The sequence below is a fragment of the Clostridium gelidum genome (assembly GCF_019977655.1).
Classification (GTDB): Bacteria; Bacillota; Clostridia; order Clostridiales; family Clostridiaceae; genus Clostridium; species Clostridium gelidum.
The window spans coordinates 4,554,698-4,571,904 of the sequence record NZ_AP024849.1 but is presented as its reverse complement, the minus strand read 5'-3'; the positions used below and the strand labels follow the sequence as shown (position 1 = coordinate 4,571,904).

Here is a 17,207-nt window from a genome sequence, read left to right as displayed (position 1 = left end):
AAATGAGGTGATTATATTGTTAAAACCTTTAAATGTTGAAAGAAGAACTAAACTGGCTAAGTTTATTATGCTAAATGGAAGTATATCAGTTAAAGAATTAGCCAAAGAATTTAATGTTTCTACTGAAACTATTAGAAAAGATTTAATATCATTAGAAAAAGATAATATTATAAATAAAGGCCATTGTGCTACCATATCATCTAATTATTTAGAAAAATATTTTGATGATAAATTATTAAAAAATATAGATAAAAAATTCAATATTGCTCGAAAAGCAGTTGAAATGATACCAGAAAAAGGTGTTGTTATTTTAGATTCTGGAACTACTGTTCTACAAATTGCTAAGTTATTAAAATTTAAAAGTAATCTAGTTATTGTTACAAATTCATTAGTTGTAGCACAAGCTTTAGAAAACTCTAATAACCAGCTCATTGTAACTGGTGGAGAATTACGGAAAAAGAGTATGTCTTTTGTTGGTTATTTGGCAACTAAAGCTATTAAAAGTATACACGCTGATATAGCATTTATGGGTTGTGATGGATTTCATGTAGATGGTCCTTGCACTAGATCATATAGAGAGTTAGAGGTTAAACAGAGGATTCTTGAGAATTCTAAAGAAGTTGTTTTAGTAACTGATAGCTCGAAATTTAGTATGGATGGTTTATATGGATTTGCAACTTTTGATCAAATTAATAATTTAATAACTGACACAAATGTTACAGAGCAACAACTTGAATTACTTCCATCAAATATTAAAGTTAGTATTGTATAGTGGCTCCACTGAAACTAGTAGAAAGAATTTAATATAATTAGAAAAATTATATACAAACTTTTACATAAGATGGCACATGAAATAAATAGAAAGGGGAGAGAGAAGATGAATAAAGCAATTAACTTAACCAAAAGATTAATTCTATTTTTGGTGGGAATGATTATAATTCAATTTGGAGTTGCATTATATTTAAAAACTAACATAGGTTCTGATCCATTTACAGTTTTTGCACAAGGATTAGCGTTTACATTAGATAAAACAGCATTAAAAGATTTTGAAATAGTTAAATTAATAGCAGGAAAAGCAGAAGTAACACCTGGTATAGCTAATATAATAATATTAGTAGTACTATTTGCAATAATATTTTGTGTTGAAAGAAAACGTATAAAGATAGGAACATTAATTTGTGTTGCGGGAGTTGGACCAATAATAGACTTTGGGGTAAAGGTAATTTCATTTTTCCCAGTTGAATATTATAACTATGTAGTAAGAATGCTTTTAATTGTATTTGGATGTGCAGTAATAGCTATGGGATTTTCAGTGCTTTCAGCAACTAATATTGGAGTTGCACCTAATGATATAATTCCATTTATAATACAAGATAAAACTAAATGCCACTATCGTTGGATTAGAATGGGATGGGATGCTACATTTTTAGTAATGGGATTAGCATTAGGAGGAATTGTTGGAGTTGGTACAGTGATAGCTATGGTTGTAACTGGACCATTTATACAAATTTCTCTTCCATATGGAGAGAAATTTGTAAGAAAAATAGTAAGAAAATGATGCGATATCTAAGCTTACAGGACTTACAGATAAAGAAATAAACTATTAATGCAGCTAAAAAGTATAAAGTTAAGGGTATAACTCTAAGCTCAGAACAATTTGCTAAGATTAATGAAAGAATAAAAGAAGAGGGCTTAAGTGATCTCGTTGAAGTCCAACTTCTAGACTATAGAGAGATAAAAAACAGAACATTTGATAGAATAGTTAGTGTGGGTATGATAGAACATGTTGGAAAGGATCATCTTAATGAATATTTTTCTAAAGTTAATAATTTATTAACACAAGGTGGATTATCTATGGTTCACTGCATAACAGGAGCAGAAGAATATGAAGATGGTGGAACAAATTCATGGATTAATAAGTATATTTTCCCAGGTGGATATATACCATCAGTTAAAGAATTAGTCTCTTATATGGAGTCTGAAAAATTTTACTTAACTGATATAGAAAGTCTTAGAAGACATTATGGAAGAACCTTAGAGCATTGGGCAGCAAATTTTGAAAATGCATTACCTGAAATAGGTAAAACCAAGGATGAAACCTTTATAAGAATGTGGAGATTATATTTAAATTCTTGTGCAGCATCTTTTAATTGTGGTAATCTTGATCTTCATCAATTTTTATTTACTAAAGAAATAAATAATAAGTTGCCATGGACTAGGGAGTATATGTATGAAAATCATTAATATGAATAAATAAAATATGTAACCATAATTGAAAAAATATATGGAATTATTAATGATGAGTATTGTTGCCATATTGATATAACTATTGAGGAATGGAAACAATTAATAGTTATTTAGATGATAACTTAATAATGTATTTAAGTGATAGAGGAGAGCCAAGTCCAGATGGAGGAGGTTCTCCTTCTTCTTTTGTTTCAAAAAGAACGCTAATGAGAAATCCTGTTAAAACAAAAATTAGTATATGATAGTGCTGACTATGTAAATTTGACGTATTAAATTAAAAACTTGTTCTTTAGAAGTTGAATAATAGGGTATTTATAAAATATGTTATAATTAATGCGTCGCGATGGATAAATGTGTAGTAAAAGAGAATATATGTCTGATAGAAATACAGTTCTTATTATTAAAGAGGAAATTCTTAAGTTGCTTATTGATATTCAGAATGAGCTTTTAGAGTTTTACATAAGACAACAATTATATAAAACACAATTTTCTGAGCTACTTGATTTACAAAGTACTGGGATGTTTATGGAAAGTGCAAAATATTTACACGCTTATAACCATTTTTAGTTCCACTACTATACAAACTTCGTATTTTACTGCGAAGTAATTAATAAGAGGTGATTAAATGAATAATAAATCTTTTGAAGAATTGAAGAATGAGGGGAGTTCAGTTTTAAGACTGCTTCCACACCGATTGGGCAATTCTATCTCTAAACAGTTGCCCCTTCAATTTATTATTTTCCTAATGGGACAACTAGTTTCAAAACTAGGTGACGCACTTTACACCTTTGCAATACCATGGATTTCATATGAACTAACACATTCAGTTATTGTTATGGGTTCAATGTATGCAGTCAGCGTATTGCCAGTTGTGTTATTTGGTCCAATCATTGGCGTGTATGTTGATCGCTGGGACCGTCGACGACTGATGATGTTCGCTGATGTAACACGAGGGATTCTAGTCGCTTTAGTTCCACTTATGCAAATGCTGGGCATCCTGCAACTTTGGCAACTCTATGTTGTATCATTTATTTTGGCAGGATTGTCATTACTTTTTGACGTATCGGTTGTAGCTTCTATCCCAAATATAATAGGAAATAAAAATCTTACTAAGGCAAATGCATCGTATCAATTAATAAATCAAGCTGGTGATTTAATTGGTCCTCTTTTTGCTGGTATTATGATAACCACTTTAGGAGGCTACCGTACCTTATGGTTTGATGCTGTATCTTTCGCAGGGACACTGTGGGCTATATGGAGAATAAAGACCTTGAAAAAACCGGTTGAGAAAACACGGCTAAGGGAGATTTTTCATGGAATGAATGAGGGACTGCATTTTTTAACCCACGACAAGTTGAATTTAAGTTTCTCCCTACAGGCCATGATTGGCAACTTTGGATATAGTGCAGCCTATGGAGTTTTGATGTTCTATCTGCTCTCCACACTCCATCTAAGTGCAACTCAAGTTAGTTACAACTACTCGTTTATTGGACTTGGTGGTTTATTGGGAAGTATTATTGTGGTTCCTTTGGAACGCTATTTCAGGCGTGGAGTACTTATACCTATACTTTTAATTGTAGGGACATGTGGTTTTCTATATGCATTAATTACCCCCCTTTGGCTAGGCCCAGGAATCGCTTTTGGTATTGTTACAATCTGCAATGTGGCATGGAACACGATTGTGACATCAGTACGGCAGGAAACTGTCCCTTCAAATATGTTAGGAAGAGTGCTTAGTTTCTCTCGTGTGTTTACACGCTTGGCTATGCCTCTTGGCATGATGGTAGGTAGTTTAGTTTCCAATTCAATCAGTCCAGTTGCAGTATTCGCTATTGCCGCTGTTTCCAAGGGAGTTGAGGTTTCAATTGCCTTATTGTCCCCAATTCGCAAGTTATGAAAACTTTACTAAAACTGTAATATGTATAAGATGTTGCTTAAGATGGATTTTGGGGATTGACTCTATGGTTACCCAAGACTATATAATAAATATAGACGACAGGGGTGTACACCTGTGAAGCCTAATAAATGGAGGTAGATTATGTTTAAGATAGGTGGATTTTCAAATTTAAGTGGATTATCAATTAACACTTTACATCATTATAATGAAATAGGTATTCTAAAACCTTAGCAAGTGGATGAATTTACAGGATACCGTTACTATAGTGCTATGCAACTTGTTACTGTAAATAAAATTATTGTTTTATAATTCAACATGGAACTGGAAAACATCAGAATCATGGGATATGGAAGTGGCTGAACCTGTGACTAAATGCGTTGCTGATAACAATATTGTTAAAGTGTATGAGTTACCTGCTGTAGATAAAGTGGCTTGTGTTGTTCATCAAGGTTCATTTAATACAATAGGAGAAACCTACAAAGCATTACATCAATGGATTGAGAAAAATAATTATAAGATAGATGGACCAGTTCGTGAAATATACCATAAGGGTGAATGGGAAACAAATAATCCAGAAGAATATGTGACTGAACTACAGTTTCCTTTAGCATAATTTTAATCTACACAAAGGATGTAACAGTTAAAATTAGAATGATAAGAAGTATCTTAAAGAGGTGCTTCTTATTTTCAATAAAAGAACTTGTTATATAAGTAAGAATCCAAATCTTGTATTTGGTTATTCGAACTTATCCAACGCAGTCGGATAAGTTCGAAAGACAATTGGTTATCACTTGCTACTGATACGGTAAACCGTATCATAAGTAGTATGTTTAACAAATATATTTAGAACTAATGATCTATAAAAAAATCATGTTTTAAAACTAATCTAATAATATAGTTGGAAAAAGATGTGAAGTTATGGGAGAGAATTAGTAAGAAAAAATGATGGCATTGAAGGCTGTCATTTTTTTGTATAAAATGAGAATATAGAAAACAGCTGTTACTTCTAAATAAAAAGTTTGTGAGGCGAGTATATATGAAAAAAATAGATAAAGAGTTAATTGAATGGGCTATCAATAAAATAGAAACAGAATTTAATGGAGATATAAGTCTACTACTTGGAAGAAAAGGGGCATGCAAGGTACCAGAGGATGGAGATGATATGGCATTTGACTTTTTTATACCAACTTGTGACCATGGATATTCTCTTGCAAGAACTTTTATAATTGATGATATGGGATATGATTTGTTTCCAATGTCATGGGAAAGAGTAGCGGGACTAGCAACATTAAATGAAGGTATTGCATTTTGTTTAGCAGATAGTGAAATCCTATATGCTAGAAGTGATACTGATAGAGAGCGTTTTGAATTGCTAAGAAAAACTATGTTTAATAATTTAAAGGATAAAGATTTTTTATATATGAAATCTTTAGAAAAGATTAATTCTGCAATGGATATATACAAAATTATGCTCTTTGAAAAGATTCTCAGTAATGTTAGAAAGGCTGCAGGAGGAATTATTGAGTATTTAAGTCAGTCATTAGCAATAATTAATGGGACTTATATTAATAGGGATTACGGATATTCAGAAAGAATGGAACAGATAAAGAGATTCCCTAGTATTCCAGCTAATTTTTTAAAAAACTATGAAGAAATTCTTAGGGCAACAGACATTGATAATATATTCAAAGCAGTCCATAATTTAATAGAAGAAACAAGAGAGTTTTTTGAGCAGTTCATGCCTGAGAGAAATTTAAAAGGCTATAATTATGATGAATTGGCAGGATGGTATGAAGAAGCTAGATATACCTTCAGACGCATTGCTTATGCATGTAAGAATAATAAGTCTATAGAATGTTTTCATTTGGGATATTATTTGCAAGTAGAATTTGATATTCTTACTGAAGAAGCAGGCTTAGATAAGATGGATTTACTTGGTAGTTATGATGTTAAAGATTTGTCTGTCTTTGGGAAGCGTGCAAAGGATATAGAGGAATACATCCTTAGTGAAATAAAAAAGCATGGGGCAGTTTTAATAAAGTATGATAATCTAGATGAATTTTTAAAGAAACAAGGATAGAGGTAGGTAGATAATAAAATATTGAATTGGGAATGGGGTAGTTATGAAATATAGAAATGCCTTAGATATTTTGCCGGATAAATTGCTTCGTGAAATACAGAAATACACATCAGGAGAGGCGATATATATTCCTCAGGTTACTGAAAGACAGAAATGGGGGGAAGGTTCTGGTGCACGTAGATATTATGAGGAACGAAACCAAAAAATATGTAAGGAACATAAAGCTGGGGCTTCAATGGAAGAACTAGCAGATACTTTTAATTTGTCTATAGAAACTATTAGAAAGATTTTATATCGTAAATAGGGTTGATTTAAACAATTTGCAACAGTAACTATATTCCCCTTTATAATATACCTTGGGTATATTATAAAGGGGGATTTTTTTATGTTATATTCAGTTGAGAAAATAAAAACTAATTCATTAAGGATGGTTGGTATAGATATCTCTTTAGATGAGTTGATTAATCTATATAAAAATGATAAATGAATAATAGGATTTAATTCATCGGCAAAGTAACTAATTAAAAAATAGCATTAGCTGAAAACTGCAGTTAAAGCAGTATGGTGATGTATGTCATAAATAAATGAAAACATACTACAAAGTAACATGGTAAGTTTTGCTTAATTTGTATATAATATAGATGTGAAAATGTAAATCAACACATGCTATGAAGAGCTTAGGTGAGAACTCTAATATGCAAAGGGGGAATGGGCATGACGGCCAGGGAGGAATTATTTGCTTATAGTAAAATCTATGATCAAAAGGGGAGTGAAACCTTATTTCTAGAAGCAATGAGAGAATCCATAAATCATCATCGGACTCATTGTGAATTTTATGATAAGTTATTAAAAGATCGTAATTTTTCAAGTGAACAAATAAAGTCCATTGAGGATTGTGGAAAAATACCAACAATAACTGCAGAATTTTTTAAACATCATGAAGTGCTTAGTGTAAAAAATGAAGAAATTGAAATTCACGCTACATCCTCTGGTACGCAAGGTCAAAAAAGCCAGATATTTCTTGATTCTACTTCAATTAAACTTGGAACTAAAATGGCAATTAAAGCTATAAAGCATCATGGATTTATTTCAATAATCCCAACTAATTATCTTATTTTAGGGTATGAACCTAAAGCGGGAAATGATATGGGCAATGTAAAGATTGCGCTTGGCATGACTAGATTTGCACCGGTTAAAGAAAAAGTATTTGCATTAAGATCTATTGGCAATGGTTATGAAATTGATTATTTTGGAATTATAGATGCTTTTAAGAGATTTAACAGACAAAAGCTACCAGTTCGAATTTTAGGTTTTCCTTCTTATTTATATATGCTTTTAAAAATGATGAAAGACTCAGGCATAAGGCCATTAAAGTTAAATAAAAGGTCTGTAGTTCTAACAGGTGGTGGTTGGAAAAAGTTTGGTGATATGGCAATAGATAAGAATGAATTATATTCAATGGTTGAAGAATTTCTTGGTATTCCAGCTAAGAATTGTCGTGATTTCTACAGTGCTGTGGAGCACAGTGTTGCGTATCCTGAATGTGAAAAACACCACATGCATGTACCCATATGGAGTAGAGTTATTATCCGTGATGTGAAAACTTTAGAACCGTTAGGTTTTAATCAGCCTGGATTCCTAAACTTTGTAAGTCCATTGGTTTCTTCTGTGCCTATATCTTCTATACTTATGGGGGATATGGCAGTATTAAGAGATGGTAAAAAATGTGGCTGTGGAATTGAGACACCCTATTTTGAAGTACTTGGTAGAGCAGGAACAGCTAATGTAAGAAGCTGCGCAGTTGCTGCTTCAGAGTATATGAAGGGAGACTAATATGGATAATATTTATAGAGGGGAACTAATTTCTAAGGATAACTTTATCAATAATCTTAGTGAACTAAAGGAAATAATAGAAGCTGATTTATTGCTTGAGACACTGATGCCAGAAATAGTCATTGAAGCAGCCCATAGTTTGGCAAAGGAAATCAATAAACAGGAGGTTGTGCAGCAACTTATAGCAATGGGGATGCCAAAATGGGTTTCCGAGGAATATGTAAAGGTTATTATAGATAGTATAGATAGAAAGGCACTGCTGACTAAAGTACATTCTGAATTAGGAGAGAACCCTTTTGTGTGGAAAACGGTTGAGACAGGGATAGAAGAAAAAGAACAGCCTCTTGGAGTAATCCTACATATTGGAGCAGGAAATGCTTTAGGACTTTCTGCATTTAGTGTTATAGAAGGCCTCTTAACAAGGAATATAAATATATTAAAGTTGCCAGAACATGAAGGTGGCTTGTCCTCTAAGATACTTATGAGATTAGTTGAGATAGAACCTAGGTTAAAACCATATATCTATGTTCTTGATGTGTCTTCAAAGAATAGTGAAGTGATTGGTAAACTTGTGGAAATGGCAAATGCAGCTGTAGTCTGGGGATCAGATGAAGCTATTAGAGCTATAAGGAAACTTGCTCCACCATCTTTGCCTATAATTGAATGGGGTCATCGCTTGAGTTTTGCCTATTTTACAAAGCAAGAGAAGGATGAAAAAGATTTGGCAGGTTTAGCAAGGGATATATGTTTAACGGATCAGCTTTATTGTAGTTCTCCTCAATGTGTTTTTTATGAAACTGATGAGAATAAAGAGCTTGATGATTTTGCAAATAGGTTGGCAAAACATATTGAAAGTGTGGCAGCAGAATATCCATCATTAGTTAGACCTATAGATGTACAAGCACAAATCACATGGACCCATGAACTTGTTAAAATGGAGGAAATTCTAGAAGAAAAAAGATTGATTACTGATGAAAAAAAGCAGTATAGTGTTATGGTAGACTATAATGCTGAACTAAAAGCATCTCCACTTTTTCGTAATATTTGGGCAATGCCAATAAAACGAGAAAAATTATTAGGTTTGTTAAGAGCTCACAAGGGTCACTTGCAAACTGTTGGATTGAGTTGTCATAAGGAAGAATTAGATGAATTGTCTAATATTTTATATTCAGCGGGAGTAAATAGAATTACAAGTTGTGGTTATATGTCTGTTAATTATAGTGGTGAACCCCATGATGGGGTTTATGCTTTGGGAAGATATGTTCGGAAGGTTAATAGAAGAGTGAAATAATAAAGAAGGAGAATTTTCTAAGTAATAGAAATTTTCCTTCTTTTTCAGTTTAAAAACATACCACTTACAAGTAATAACTAACCACTTACTGTTATACCATTTACAAGGGCAAAAGCAATTAATATAATAATAACTGTGGGGAGGGAAAATATGAAAATACGAATTGAAGTAGATAATAAAATAACTGAAAATGAAGTTATTATTAAGTGTAGTGAACTAAGTGAAGAGGTTGAAAATATTCAAGTTATGCTTGGCGATATGCTATCGAATAAGAAAGGTATAATTTTTTACAGAGGTGATGCGGAGTATTATCTTTCTTTGGAAGAAGTTTTATTTTTTGATACTGAAGAAAATGGTATTTGTGCACATACCATTAGTAATATATATAGTGTTAAATATAAGCTTTATGAACTTGAAGAATTCTTGCCAGGATATTTTATGCGAGTTTCAAAATCAACAATTCTAAATACAAATCATATTTATTCCATAACACGTAGCCTATCATCAGCAAGTAAGGTTGAATTTCAAAATACTCATAAACAGGTATATGTTTCAAGATATTATTATAAACCATTAAAAATTAAATTATTAGAAAAGAGGAAATAAGATGAAAAAAGAAAGTGTTTTTTGGGGAATTTTATTAATATTAGCAGGTATTTTTTTGATTGTAAGTAAACTTGGATATATCCCTAATATACATGTATTTAGTTTATTGTTAACAGTTTTTTTGGTAGTAGTTATTGGAAAAAGTTTACTTCGTCTGAATTTTCAAGGTATTCTATTTCCTATTGCATTTATTTGTATAATATATGATAAAGAATTAGGGCTTACAGCTATTACACCTTGGACAGTGCTAATGGCAGCGCTATTTGGTAGTATTGGTCTTTCTATGATTTTTCACAAGCACATTAAATGGATTAATCATGAGCATAATCATGATGATTACAAGTTTGAGAAAATTAATATAGAAGATGGAAGTAATGTTGGATTTAAAACTTCATTTGGTGCTAGTATAAAATATATAAATACAGATAAGTTTGAGCAAGCTGATTTTAATTGTTCTTTTGGAGCTATGAAGGTATATTTTGATAATGCAATAATGAGTAATGAAAATGCTGTAGTTAGAATTAATGCTTCTTTTTCAGGAATGGAATTATATATACCCAAAACTTGGAGTGTTAATGATAAAACAAATGTGTTTTTAGGATCTATTGATGAAAAGAATAGAAATAATCAAACAACAACAAATACTTTAACATTAGTTGGTGATATTAGCTTTTCAGGAGTAGAGATAATTTATATCTAATGTATAAGGCATAATCAAAAAATAAGAAAACTTGTTATAATGCTAGGTGGTCAAAGTCTTGAAGTTCAATGGACTTTGATCACTTAGTGTTTTTTGTTGTGTTAAGTGTAGGGGAAATAACAAATGTACTTGTTGGAATAGCAAGTGCAAGGTGGTTTAGAATAATGACGGGTGAGCCACATCATAAGTAATATCAATGATAACTTAATAATGTATTTAAGTAAGGTCGAAGAACTAAGTACTGATGAGGTGATTTGTATATCATTTCATGATGATGAAATATAAAAACATAAATAGATTATTATAAAAAACTTTGAAAAGATGCTGTATCGCTCAAAATGAACGACAGCATTTTAAATTATTTGACAATTGAGATTTTTAAAATAAATCCCTAACCAATAATCACTCACGGGAAACTTCCTGTGAGTGATTTTTCAATGCCTAGTAAATTATAGAATTATTAGAATATTTCTTTTCTTAAGAAGTGTAATAAGTAAAACGTTGTAATTATATTACAACATTTTAAAATAATGTATAACTTAAACTTATTGAACATAAAGAAAAAGCAACATTTCATAGGGGTAATATGAATGTTGCTTCTTTATATTTATAGGGTAAATATTTATGAAAAAAAATATTATTATCAGCTTTATAAACTTATTATAATATGAAATTATGTCAGAATGGTGGCAAGTTTAGATTAAACTCATTAAAAATTTAATAATATTATATTTATAAATATGTATATGGTTCACCATGAATATGGAGAAGAATATTACCATAAATATGGTGAAGAATATGCGCCAAAAATGAGGGCTGAGAGGTTTCGAGGTTGGAAAAACTAGTTATTTTAAGAATATTTCTTAATTTAAAATATATATATCAAAATATCAACATAGTAAGCAAGTGATTATTTTGTAGTTACTGAATTTTATTTGTAGATGTCCAGTTCAAACCAGAAGATACTGCCTTGACCAACAGTACTTTTAACTCCATAATTGGCATGATGTTGGCCAAGAATAGTTTTTACAATTGACAAGCCAAGTCCCGTTCCAATTGCTGCACGTTTATGCTCTTTGCTAACCTTATAATACCTATTCCATATAAGTGGTAGTTTATCTTGGTTGGATTACTTCAGGTTTAAAAGATGAATTACCTCCACCAAATAGAGAAATAGGTTATGGTATTTCAAAAGATATACACGTAAGGGGCATGCAACTCAAGCTTCTAAAGGGTTAATTAAGTACTTATTTGAAAACACTAATTGTGAGGTATTAAATACTACTGCATTAACATATAATACTTCTTCAAATAAGGTGATAGAAAAATGTGGTTTTAAGCTAATTGATACTATAAAAATTGATGGGGAGAACTATTACTATTACAAACTCAAAAAGGTGAATGGGAACATAAAAACATAGAAGAATAATAAACATATAAGTATATATAATAATGAGTAAAAATAAAAGGAATACTTAAATCGTTAATGATGAAAAGTAAGATGAGAAATACGATTAGTAAAATAGAGTATATATAAATAATTAACGTATAAAGCAAAATACATTAAATAAAAGTGTCAAAAAATATGTAGCATCAAAATATACAAAGGACAATAACCGTTTCTTTACTTATATAATAAAATTTTGTTTTTCACCAAAATTTTCTTCATATTTTGGGCACCCAAAACGTTTTGCAAGCCATTGTACGATAAATGGACATAAAATTGCTGATAAAACAGCAGCACACGATATTTGCACAGTTGCTAATTTTACATAAGAAGAAAAGCTCGGAACTATTTGTCCAATCATCGCTGGCACTGCAATTGTGTTACCAGCAACAGATACAGTTGCCATACCACCATAACCAGGTCTTTTTAATAAAACTCTGTCAACAATAAAGGCAACAGGCCCAGTTACAACTATTACAATAATAAAAAGAAAAACTCCGCTAAAGCCTGCCTCAAAAATTTTCCAAAGATCAATATTTGCTCCTAAAATAAAGCCCATTATAGGTAGCACTAATGCAGTTCCGTTTTTCCTGATAGTTTAATTTTATCATCAAGGGTGCATAATAAAATTCCAATGCATATAGGTAATAAAATGGTTACATATTCTTGCCAACTTATTGCATTGCTTCCTGCAATTCCGATAGTAAGTAAAGAGAGCATAGGGCCTGAATTTAAATTAAACATTGGTCTTGCAACAAGGTCAGCATGGTCGCCATAACTTTGTACGAGCCCCATATATAAACTACCATTATTGTTCGTTAAAGCACATAAAATTGCTAAGCTACATGTTCCTAGTATTCCGTTATTTCCAAAGTAGTGAAATATAAGAATATAAACACCAGCACCTGCTAAATATTTAAACAACACGTGACTGCCACCTCGCTTTAAAGCTTCTGGTATATCACTAATGCTCATTTGTGTTCCTGTAAATAATAAAGTCAAGACCATCATAACTTTTAATCCATCATCAGAAATTAAAGCTTGACTATAACTACCTATTCTCAAAATTGAAGGACAAATTGTATTTAAAATAGCTGATATAAATAATGGCACAATCATTGTCCCAGCTGGTATTTTATTTATTTTTTCTAATATTCGCATGTTTATCTCCTTTTCTGCTTATCTAAACTTAGTAAAAATAAGTTTATTCTATTTAATAGTACATATTTATTATGATATTTTTTTCCATAGTAATAAATATTAAATTGTATAAAAGTGATCTGTTGCTGAAAAATACACAAAGTAGTTAAATAAAGCCTAAAAAGGGATTATCTTAAGAAATTAAATAAGAGTTTTAATTAATGAACAATGTGTAGATTTGGCGTAGTAATTTATTGAAATAATGTTCTTTGAAAATTGAATAGTGTGATATTTACAAAACATGATATAATTAACTGAAATATAAAATAATTTGTTGAGGTAATAAATATGAAAGATAATATCATAAATCGATTAAAGACATGGGGAAGAAGTGCCGCTGGAAAAATCTCTTTTTTTTATTTTTTATCAGTGTAGTATTGATTTTTATAGCATGTTCTTCATGGGGGAATTTAAGTGAAAATGCAGCTAATAACACAAATAATATTTTAATTGGATTAGCAACTAATTTATTAGGAATTATTGTTACGGTTTCATTTGTTCAGCACTTTATAGATCGGCAAGATGAGAAACAAGAGAGAATTGAAGAAATTGCGTCAATAAAAAGATATGATAGATTAATGCTTATATTAATTAAAAAATATGTAATGTATTTTAATTATGTAATTACACCTATGGAGAAAAGAGCTGGATTTAATCATTTAGATTTAAAAACGGATTTTTTATTTGAAGATATGTGTGATATGTATGTACAAACACTAGAGAATTGTGATGCCTTGTTCAAACCACGTATAACTTTATTTTATGATTCAGAAGAAAAATTAAGGGATTATATGATTAGAATGATTGAAAATGTTCCATTTAAATATAATGATAAACTCAAAGATTGTATTATGAATTTTATTGAAAAATCTTTAGCTTATGATGTGCGTGGCGCAATATTGGACAAGATTAATAATAGAACAGCTGATAATCAAAAGTTATCTGAAATTATTCAAAAAGAAATAAAGGACCCATCAAATAAATGGCTTGAAAAAGCACTGAATGGGGAGCACATAGGTTTTATGTTGCCATATGTTAAGTTGTATAATTTAATGCAAATAGAAATCCAATTAATAATAGAATACCAGAATTATTTAAAAAATTTAGAGTAGTTCTGATAATATTTATATTGTATAGCTTCATGCAAAAATCAAATGCCAGCTCTCTATATACAATTTTCGTTCTAATGAATTTCAATTTATGAAACATAAGTATTATTTCATTTAAAAATTTAATAGTAAATTAAAAAATATCGCACTATTCTATACTATGAATAGATTTGCGATATTTTTTAATTTGAAATACTACGTAATACTATTAAGGGATGCACTAAAAATGGGTAATAAATTAGAATAAAAGAACTTAACATATAAAAAGTAATATGGTAAGTTTTGTTTTATTTTGGTAAAATATATTGAAATTAATTTTATAAATGGTATATAATAGAATTTAGTATAGGTTTGTATTAAATCTATACTATGAGAACATAAGAGAAAGGGGCGTAGCTTTATGACAAGACCTGTTATTTATGCATAGCAAAGGCTATTGCATAAGAGTTAATGATAAAAATATAAAATAGCCTTTGCTCAATCCTAAGATAAAATTATATTTAGGAGGAGCATAAAATGAGCTATGCAAAAGCTGGGGATGTTTTCCCAGATGAAATATTAAAAATAATTCAAAACTATATACAGGGTGAATACATTTATATACCAAAGAAAGAGGAAAATAAAATTGCATGGGGTGAATTAACTCAAAGCAAAAAGGAACTTTCAAATAGAAATACAAGTATATATGAAGATTATTTAACTGGAATGTCTACACAAAGCCTTTCAGAAAGATATTATTTATCACCAAAAACTATACAAAGAATTATTTTGCAAAAAAAGAAAATATCATGATAGAGAATATGCTGCCTAATTTGTATTAGGTGGCACTTTTTTGTTTAAGAATTAAGTAAGAGGTTGTGTGTGTAGAAGGACTAATGTTATTGTTAATAAGTAATGAAAAGCGAAGAAATGCGTGTATAACTATTAAGAGTAGTTACTATAACTTTGTAAAAATTCGAATTATACATTATTTTATAACTGCACGACAATAGGGGAGATTATATATGTTAAATGAGTTGATTTCTGAGTTAAAAACCCGTGGTGTGAATTTTGTCAAAGTAGTTGATATATCCATGCTCTCGGTAAAGGAAAATAAGGGGTATAGTGTTGCTATTTTGATAGGAATAATTTTGAGCCCCAGTTATATTTTTCGTCTGTCAAAAGAAAACATAGTAGACTATTTTGAGTTTTCAAAAAAGGAACATGATGTTAATGAACTTTCAGAATGGACGGCTGATTTTATCAAAGCAAAAGGATACAAAGCATATGCTCAATCAGAAAGAAATCTTATAAATGGATTTTATGATGTAAATACTAAAACCACTACACTTCCACATAAAAAAATTGCCATGTTGGCTGGATTGGGTTGGATTGGGAAAAGTAATTTGCTAGTTACTGAAGAATATGGAAGTGCACTTTGTATGTGTAGTGTATTGACAAATGCACCGTTACCCACTCAAAATAAACCGATAATAATGCCTAAATGTGGGGGATGTACTGTTTGTAAGGATATTTGTCCAGCAAAGGTTATCCATGGATCTACATGGGAAATAGGTATGAATAGAGATTTAATAGTCGATGTATACCACTGTGAGACTTGTTTGAAATGTTTAACTAATTGTTTATGGACCCAGAAGTATATGAAAATTTCAAGTGACTGAACAGCAGAAGCCAAAGGTGAAGTCTTGATTTGTAAAAGTTTTAAATGTATATGGAGTATAATCCTTATGATTTTTATCATATTGCCTCATTTTTATTTATGAAATAAGAATGAGGTTTTATGTAATATGCAGGGGTGATAAAATATATTTATAGAAAAGAGATTGGAGGAATTATTTATGACAACAGATATTTTTAATGCATAGCAGAGGCTAGTGAATTATTATAAAAATGTAATGAGATAGCCTTTGCAAATCCTAAAAATTCAATTGACTTAGGAGGAGCAACATGAGCTATTTAAAAAAATATCAATGGGAATTAGATCCTATAAATTTACCAATAATAAGAAGGAATTGTCCTAAATGTAATGAAAAAGCAAGCTATATAAATACTGAAAGATTTAGAGTAAATGCTAATAAAAGTAATATTGACGTTTGGCTAATTTATCAATGTGAAAAATGTAAATCAACTTGGAATATGACAATATATGAAAGAATAAAACCATATGATATTAATAAAGATGAGTATGAAAGATTTCTTTCTAATGATAAAGAATTAGCCAGAGAATATGCTTTTAATTTAAGTATATATAATAAAAATAAAGCTGAAGTTATTCTAGAAGATGTTAATTATAAATTAATTCAAAAGAAATTAGAAGTATATTATATTAAGGAAACTCCTACTCCTAACGTCGTAGGAGTAAGCGATTCGCGCAAAAAGCAAGTTTTTGGCTCTCTGCTTAATGAGAATGAGCTTGTTATTGAAATTGCTTGTAAGTATCCAATAGAGATTAGAGTGGACAAGCTTTTAAGTGATAAACTGGGAATTTCAAGGAGCCAAATAAAAAGTATGCATAAAAAAGGATTAATATTAATTAAAGATGATAAAAATTCATTAAATGCAAAAGTAAGAGATAAAATGGAGATACATGTTTTAAAGGTAGTAGAGAATATAGAAGTTTTAGAAGCTATAGTATAAAGGCGTTTTATTAACTAATACAATTAAATAAAAGTTAGAGGGGAGTATTCAAAAAATGCAGAAAGAAGAAATAAACATGAGCCCACTTACGAGAGAAGAAAAGGATTCTTTTGTGGGCTATTGTGAGGTTGAACTTGTGGATAATTACGGTGGAGTTACG

21 protein-coding genes and 1 pseudogene are annotated in these 17,207 nt (G+C 30.3%); 19 read left to right on the top strand and 3 right to left on the bottom strand.

All coding sequences use genetic code 11. The features are described 5' to 3' along the window. Positions 1 to 16: 16 nt before the first annotated feature. From psyc5s11_RS21020 to psyc5s11_RS27950, 14 genes and pseudogenes are all read left to right on the top strand, one after another. Positions 17 to 772: a DeoR/GlpR family DNA-binding transcription regulator gene (locus psyc5s11_RS21020; protein ID WP_224034424.1), complete on the top strand. Its 756-nt coding sequence runs from the start codon at positions 17 to 19 to the stop codon at positions 770 to 772. Positions 773 to 877: 105 nt separating this feature from the next. Next, on the top strand, positions 878 to 1,558 hold the full coding sequence (locus psyc5s11_RS21015; RefSeq protein ID WP_224034423.1) for a YczE/YyaS/YitT family protein: 681 nt from the start codon (positions 878 to 880) through the stop codon (positions 1,556 to 1,558). 44 nt (positions 1,559 to 1,602) lie between these two features. Continuing rightward, positions 1,603 to 2,244, top strand: a pseudogene (locus psyc5s11_RS21010) (class I SAM-dependent methyltransferase); the annotation flags it as partial. Between the two features lie 92 nt (positions 2,245 to 2,336). After that, positions 2,337 to 2,489 (top strand): hypothetical protein, encoded by a 153-nt coding sequence (locus psyc5s11_RS21005; RefSeq protein ID WP_224034422.1) that lies wholly within the window; start codon positions 2,337 to 2,339, stop codon positions 2,487 to 2,489. A 109-nt stretch (positions 2,490 to 2,598) separates the two neighbouring features. Further along, on the top strand, positions 2,599 to 2,814 hold the full coding sequence (locus psyc5s11_RS21000) for a hypothetical protein (RefSeq protein ID WP_224034421.1): 216 nt from the start codon (positions 2,599 to 2,601) through the stop codon (positions 2,812 to 2,814). A gap of 58 nt (positions 2,815 to 2,872) precedes the next feature. Further along, positions 2,873 to 4,144, top strand: a complete 1,272-nt coding sequence (locus tag psyc5s11_RS20995) for an MFS transporter (RefSeq protein WP_224034420.1) — start codon at positions 2,873 to 2,875, stop codon at positions 4,142 to 4,144. 298 nt (positions 4,145 to 4,442) lie between these two features. Further along, positions 4,443 to 4,757: a GyrI-like domain-containing protein gene (locus tag psyc5s11_RS20990; protein ID WP_224034419.1), complete on the top strand. Its 315-nt coding sequence runs from the start codon at positions 4,443 to 4,445 to the stop codon at positions 4,755 to 4,757. A gap of 423 nt (positions 4,758 to 5,180) precedes the next feature. Further along, positions 5,181 to 6,224 carry a hypothetical protein gene (locus psyc5s11_RS20985; protein WP_224034418.1) on the top strand — a complete coding sequence of 348 codons (1,044 nt, stop codon included), beginning with the start codon at positions 5,181 to 5,183 and terminating at the stop codon, positions 6,222 to 6,224. 43 nt (positions 6,225 to 6,267) lie between these two features. Next, entirely contained in the window at positions 6,268 to 6,528 is a 261-nt protein-coding gene (locus psyc5s11_RS20980; protein ID WP_224034417.1) for a CD3324 family protein, read from the top strand. A gap of 410 nt (positions 6,529 to 6,938) precedes the next feature. Further along, the gene (locus tag psyc5s11_RS20975) at positions 6,939 to 8,057 is read left to right on the top strand and encodes a LuxE/PaaK family acyltransferase (protein ID WP_224034416.1); all 1,119 of its coding nucleotides are present in this window, start codon (positions 6,939 to 6,941) and stop codon (positions 8,055 to 8,057) included. Position 8,058: 1 nt separating this feature from the next. Beyond that, positions 8,059 to 9,348 carry an acyl-CoA reductase gene (locus tag psyc5s11_RS20970; RefSeq protein WP_224034415.1) on the top strand — a complete coding sequence of 430 codons (1,290 nt, stop codon included), beginning with the start codon at positions 8,059 to 8,061 and terminating at the stop codon, positions 9,346 to 9,348. 150 nt (positions 9,349 to 9,498) lie between these two features. After that, positions 9,499 to 9,954 carry a LytTR family DNA-binding domain-containing protein gene (locus tag psyc5s11_RS20965; RefSeq protein WP_224034414.1) on the top strand — a complete coding sequence of 152 codons (456 nt, stop codon included), beginning with the start codon at positions 9,499 to 9,501 and terminating at the stop codon, positions 9,952 to 9,954. A gap of 1 nt (position 9,955) precedes the next feature. Further along, on the top strand, positions 9,956 to 10,654 hold the full coding sequence (locus psyc5s11_RS20960; protein WP_224034413.1) for a LiaF transmembrane domain-containing protein: 699 nt from the start codon (positions 9,956 to 9,958) through the stop codon (positions 10,652 to 10,654). Between the two features lie 68 nt (positions 10,655 to 10,722). Beyond that, positions 10,723 to 10,845: a hypothetical protein gene (locus psyc5s11_RS27950; protein WP_258712371.1), complete on the top strand. Its 123-nt coding sequence runs from the start codon at positions 10,723 to 10,725 to the stop codon at positions 10,843 to 10,845. 740 nt (positions 10,846 to 11,585) lie between these two features. Here psyc5s11_RS27950 and psyc5s11_RS20955 read toward each other — a convergent pair. After that, entirely contained in the window at positions 11,586 to 11,759 is a 174-nt protein-coding gene (locus psyc5s11_RS20955) for an ATP-binding protein (protein ID WP_311196455.1), read from the bottom strand. Positions 11,760 to 11,892: 133 nt separating this feature from the next. On the opposite strand from psyc5s11_RS20955, the gene psyc5s11_RS28270 reads away from it, so the two are divergent. Continuing rightward, the gene (locus psyc5s11_RS28270; protein WP_375542019.1) at positions 11,893 to 12,075 is read left to right on the top strand and encodes a GNAT family N-acetyltransferase; all 183 of its coding nucleotides are present in this window, start codon (positions 11,893 to 11,895) and stop codon (positions 12,073 to 12,075) included. A 207-nt stretch (positions 12,076 to 12,282) separates the two neighbouring features. Here psyc5s11_RS28270 and psyc5s11_RS27945 read toward each other — a convergent pair whose 3' ends face one another. Then, the gene (locus psyc5s11_RS27945) at positions 12,283 to 12,660 is read right to left on the bottom strand and encodes a 2-keto-3-deoxygluconate permease (protein WP_258712370.1); all 378 of its coding nucleotides are present in this window, start codon (positions 12,658 to 12,660) and stop codon (positions 12,283 to 12,285) included. Between the two features lie 11 nt (positions 12,661 to 12,671). Further along, positions 12,672 to 13,262: a 2-keto-3-deoxygluconate permease gene (locus tag psyc5s11_RS27940; protein WP_258712369.1), complete on the bottom strand. Its 591-nt coding sequence runs from the start codon at positions 13,260 to 13,262 to the stop codon at positions 12,672 to 12,674. 416 nt (positions 13,263 to 13,678) lie between these two features. Between psyc5s11_RS27940 and psyc5s11_RS20940 the strand changes: the two genes are divergently transcribed. From psyc5s11_RS20940 to psyc5s11_RS20925, 4 genes are all read left to right on the top strand, one after another. Then, positions 13,679 to 14,413 carry a hypothetical protein gene (locus tag psyc5s11_RS20940; protein WP_224034412.1) on the top strand — a complete coding sequence of 245 codons (735 nt, stop codon included), beginning with the start codon at positions 13,679 to 13,681 and terminating at the stop codon, positions 14,411 to 14,413. Between the two features lie 513 nt (positions 14,414 to 14,926). Further along, the gene (locus psyc5s11_RS20935) at positions 14,927 to 15,202 is read left to right on the top strand and encodes a CD3324 family protein (RefSeq protein ID WP_224034411.1); all 276 of its coding nucleotides are present in this window, start codon (positions 14,927 to 14,929) and stop codon (positions 15,200 to 15,202) included. A 212-nt stretch (positions 15,203 to 15,414) separates the two neighbouring features. Continuing rightward, positions 15,415 to 16,071, top strand: coding sequence for an epoxyqueuosine reductase (locus psyc5s11_RS20930; RefSeq protein WP_224034410.1), 657 nt, complete (start codon positions 15,415 to 15,417; stop codon positions 16,069 to 16,071). Between the two features lie 286 nt (positions 16,072 to 16,357). Continuing rightward, positions 16,358 to 17,047, top strand: a complete 690-nt coding sequence (locus psyc5s11_RS20925; protein ID WP_224034409.1) for a DUF1062 domain-containing protein — start codon at positions 16,358 to 16,360, stop codon at positions 17,045 to 17,047. Positions 17,048 to 17,207: the final 160 nt, after the last annotated feature.

Coding starts and splice junctions, on each gene's coding strand:
- psyc5s11_RS21015 (WP_224034423.1), top strand. CDS start 878: ATGAATAAAGCAATTAACTTAACCAAAAGATTAATTCTATTTTTGGTG.
- psyc5s11_RS27940 (WP_258712369.1), bottom strand. CDS start 13,262: ATGCGAATATTAGAAAAAATAAATAAAATACCAGCTGGGACAATGATT.
- psyc5s11_RS20975 (WP_224034416.1), top strand. CDS start 6,939: ATGACGGCCAGGGAGGAATTATTTGCTTATAGTAAAATCTATGATCAA.
- psyc5s11_RS20980 (WP_224034417.1), top strand. CDS start 6,268: ATGAAATATAGAAATGCCTTAGATATTTTGCCGGATAAATTGCTTCGT.
- psyc5s11_RS20935 (WP_224034411.1), top strand. CDS start 14,927: ATGAGCTATGCAAAAGCTGGGGATGTTTTCCCAGATGAAATATTAAAA.
- psyc5s11_RS20995 (WP_224034420.1), top strand. CDS start 2,873: ATGAATAATAAATCTTTTGAAGAATTGAAGAATGAGGGGAGTTCAGTT.
- psyc5s11_RS20985 (WP_224034418.1), top strand. CDS start 5,181: ATGAAAAAAATAGATAAAGAGTTAATTGAATGGGCTATCAATAAAATA.
- psyc5s11_RS21000 (WP_224034421.1), top strand. CDS start 2,599: ATGTGTAGTAAAAGAGAATATATGTCTGATAGAAATACAGTTCTTATT.
- psyc5s11_RS21005 (WP_224034422.1), top strand. CDS start 2,337: ATGGAAACAATTAATAGTTATTTAGATGATAACTTAATAATGTATTTA.
- psyc5s11_RS20965 (WP_224034414.1), top strand. CDS start 9,499: ATGAAAATACGAATTGAAGTAGATAATAAAATAACTGAAAATGAAGTT.
- psyc5s11_RS20970 (WP_224034415.1), top strand. CDS start 8,059: ATGGATAATATTTATAGAGGGGAACTAATTTCTAAGGATAACTTTATC.
- psyc5s11_RS27950 (WP_258712371.1), top strand. CDS start 10,723: ATGGACTTTGATCACTTAGTGTTTTTTGTTGTGTTAAGTGTAGGGGAA.
- psyc5s11_RS20930 (WP_224034410.1), top strand. CDS start 15,415: ATGTTAAATGAGTTGATTTCTGAGTTAAAAACCCGTGGTGTGAATTTT.
- psyc5s11_RS20960 (WP_224034413.1), top strand. CDS start 9,956: ATGAAAAAAGAAAGTGTTTTTTGGGGAATTTTATTAATATTAGCAGGT.
- psyc5s11_RS27945 (WP_258712370.1), bottom strand. CDS start 12,660: ATGGGCTTTATTTTAGGAGCAAATATTGATCTTTGGAAAATTTTTGAG.
- psyc5s11_RS20925 (WP_224034409.1), top strand. CDS start 16,358: ATGAGCTATTTAAAAAAATATCAATGGGAATTAGATCCTATAAATTTA.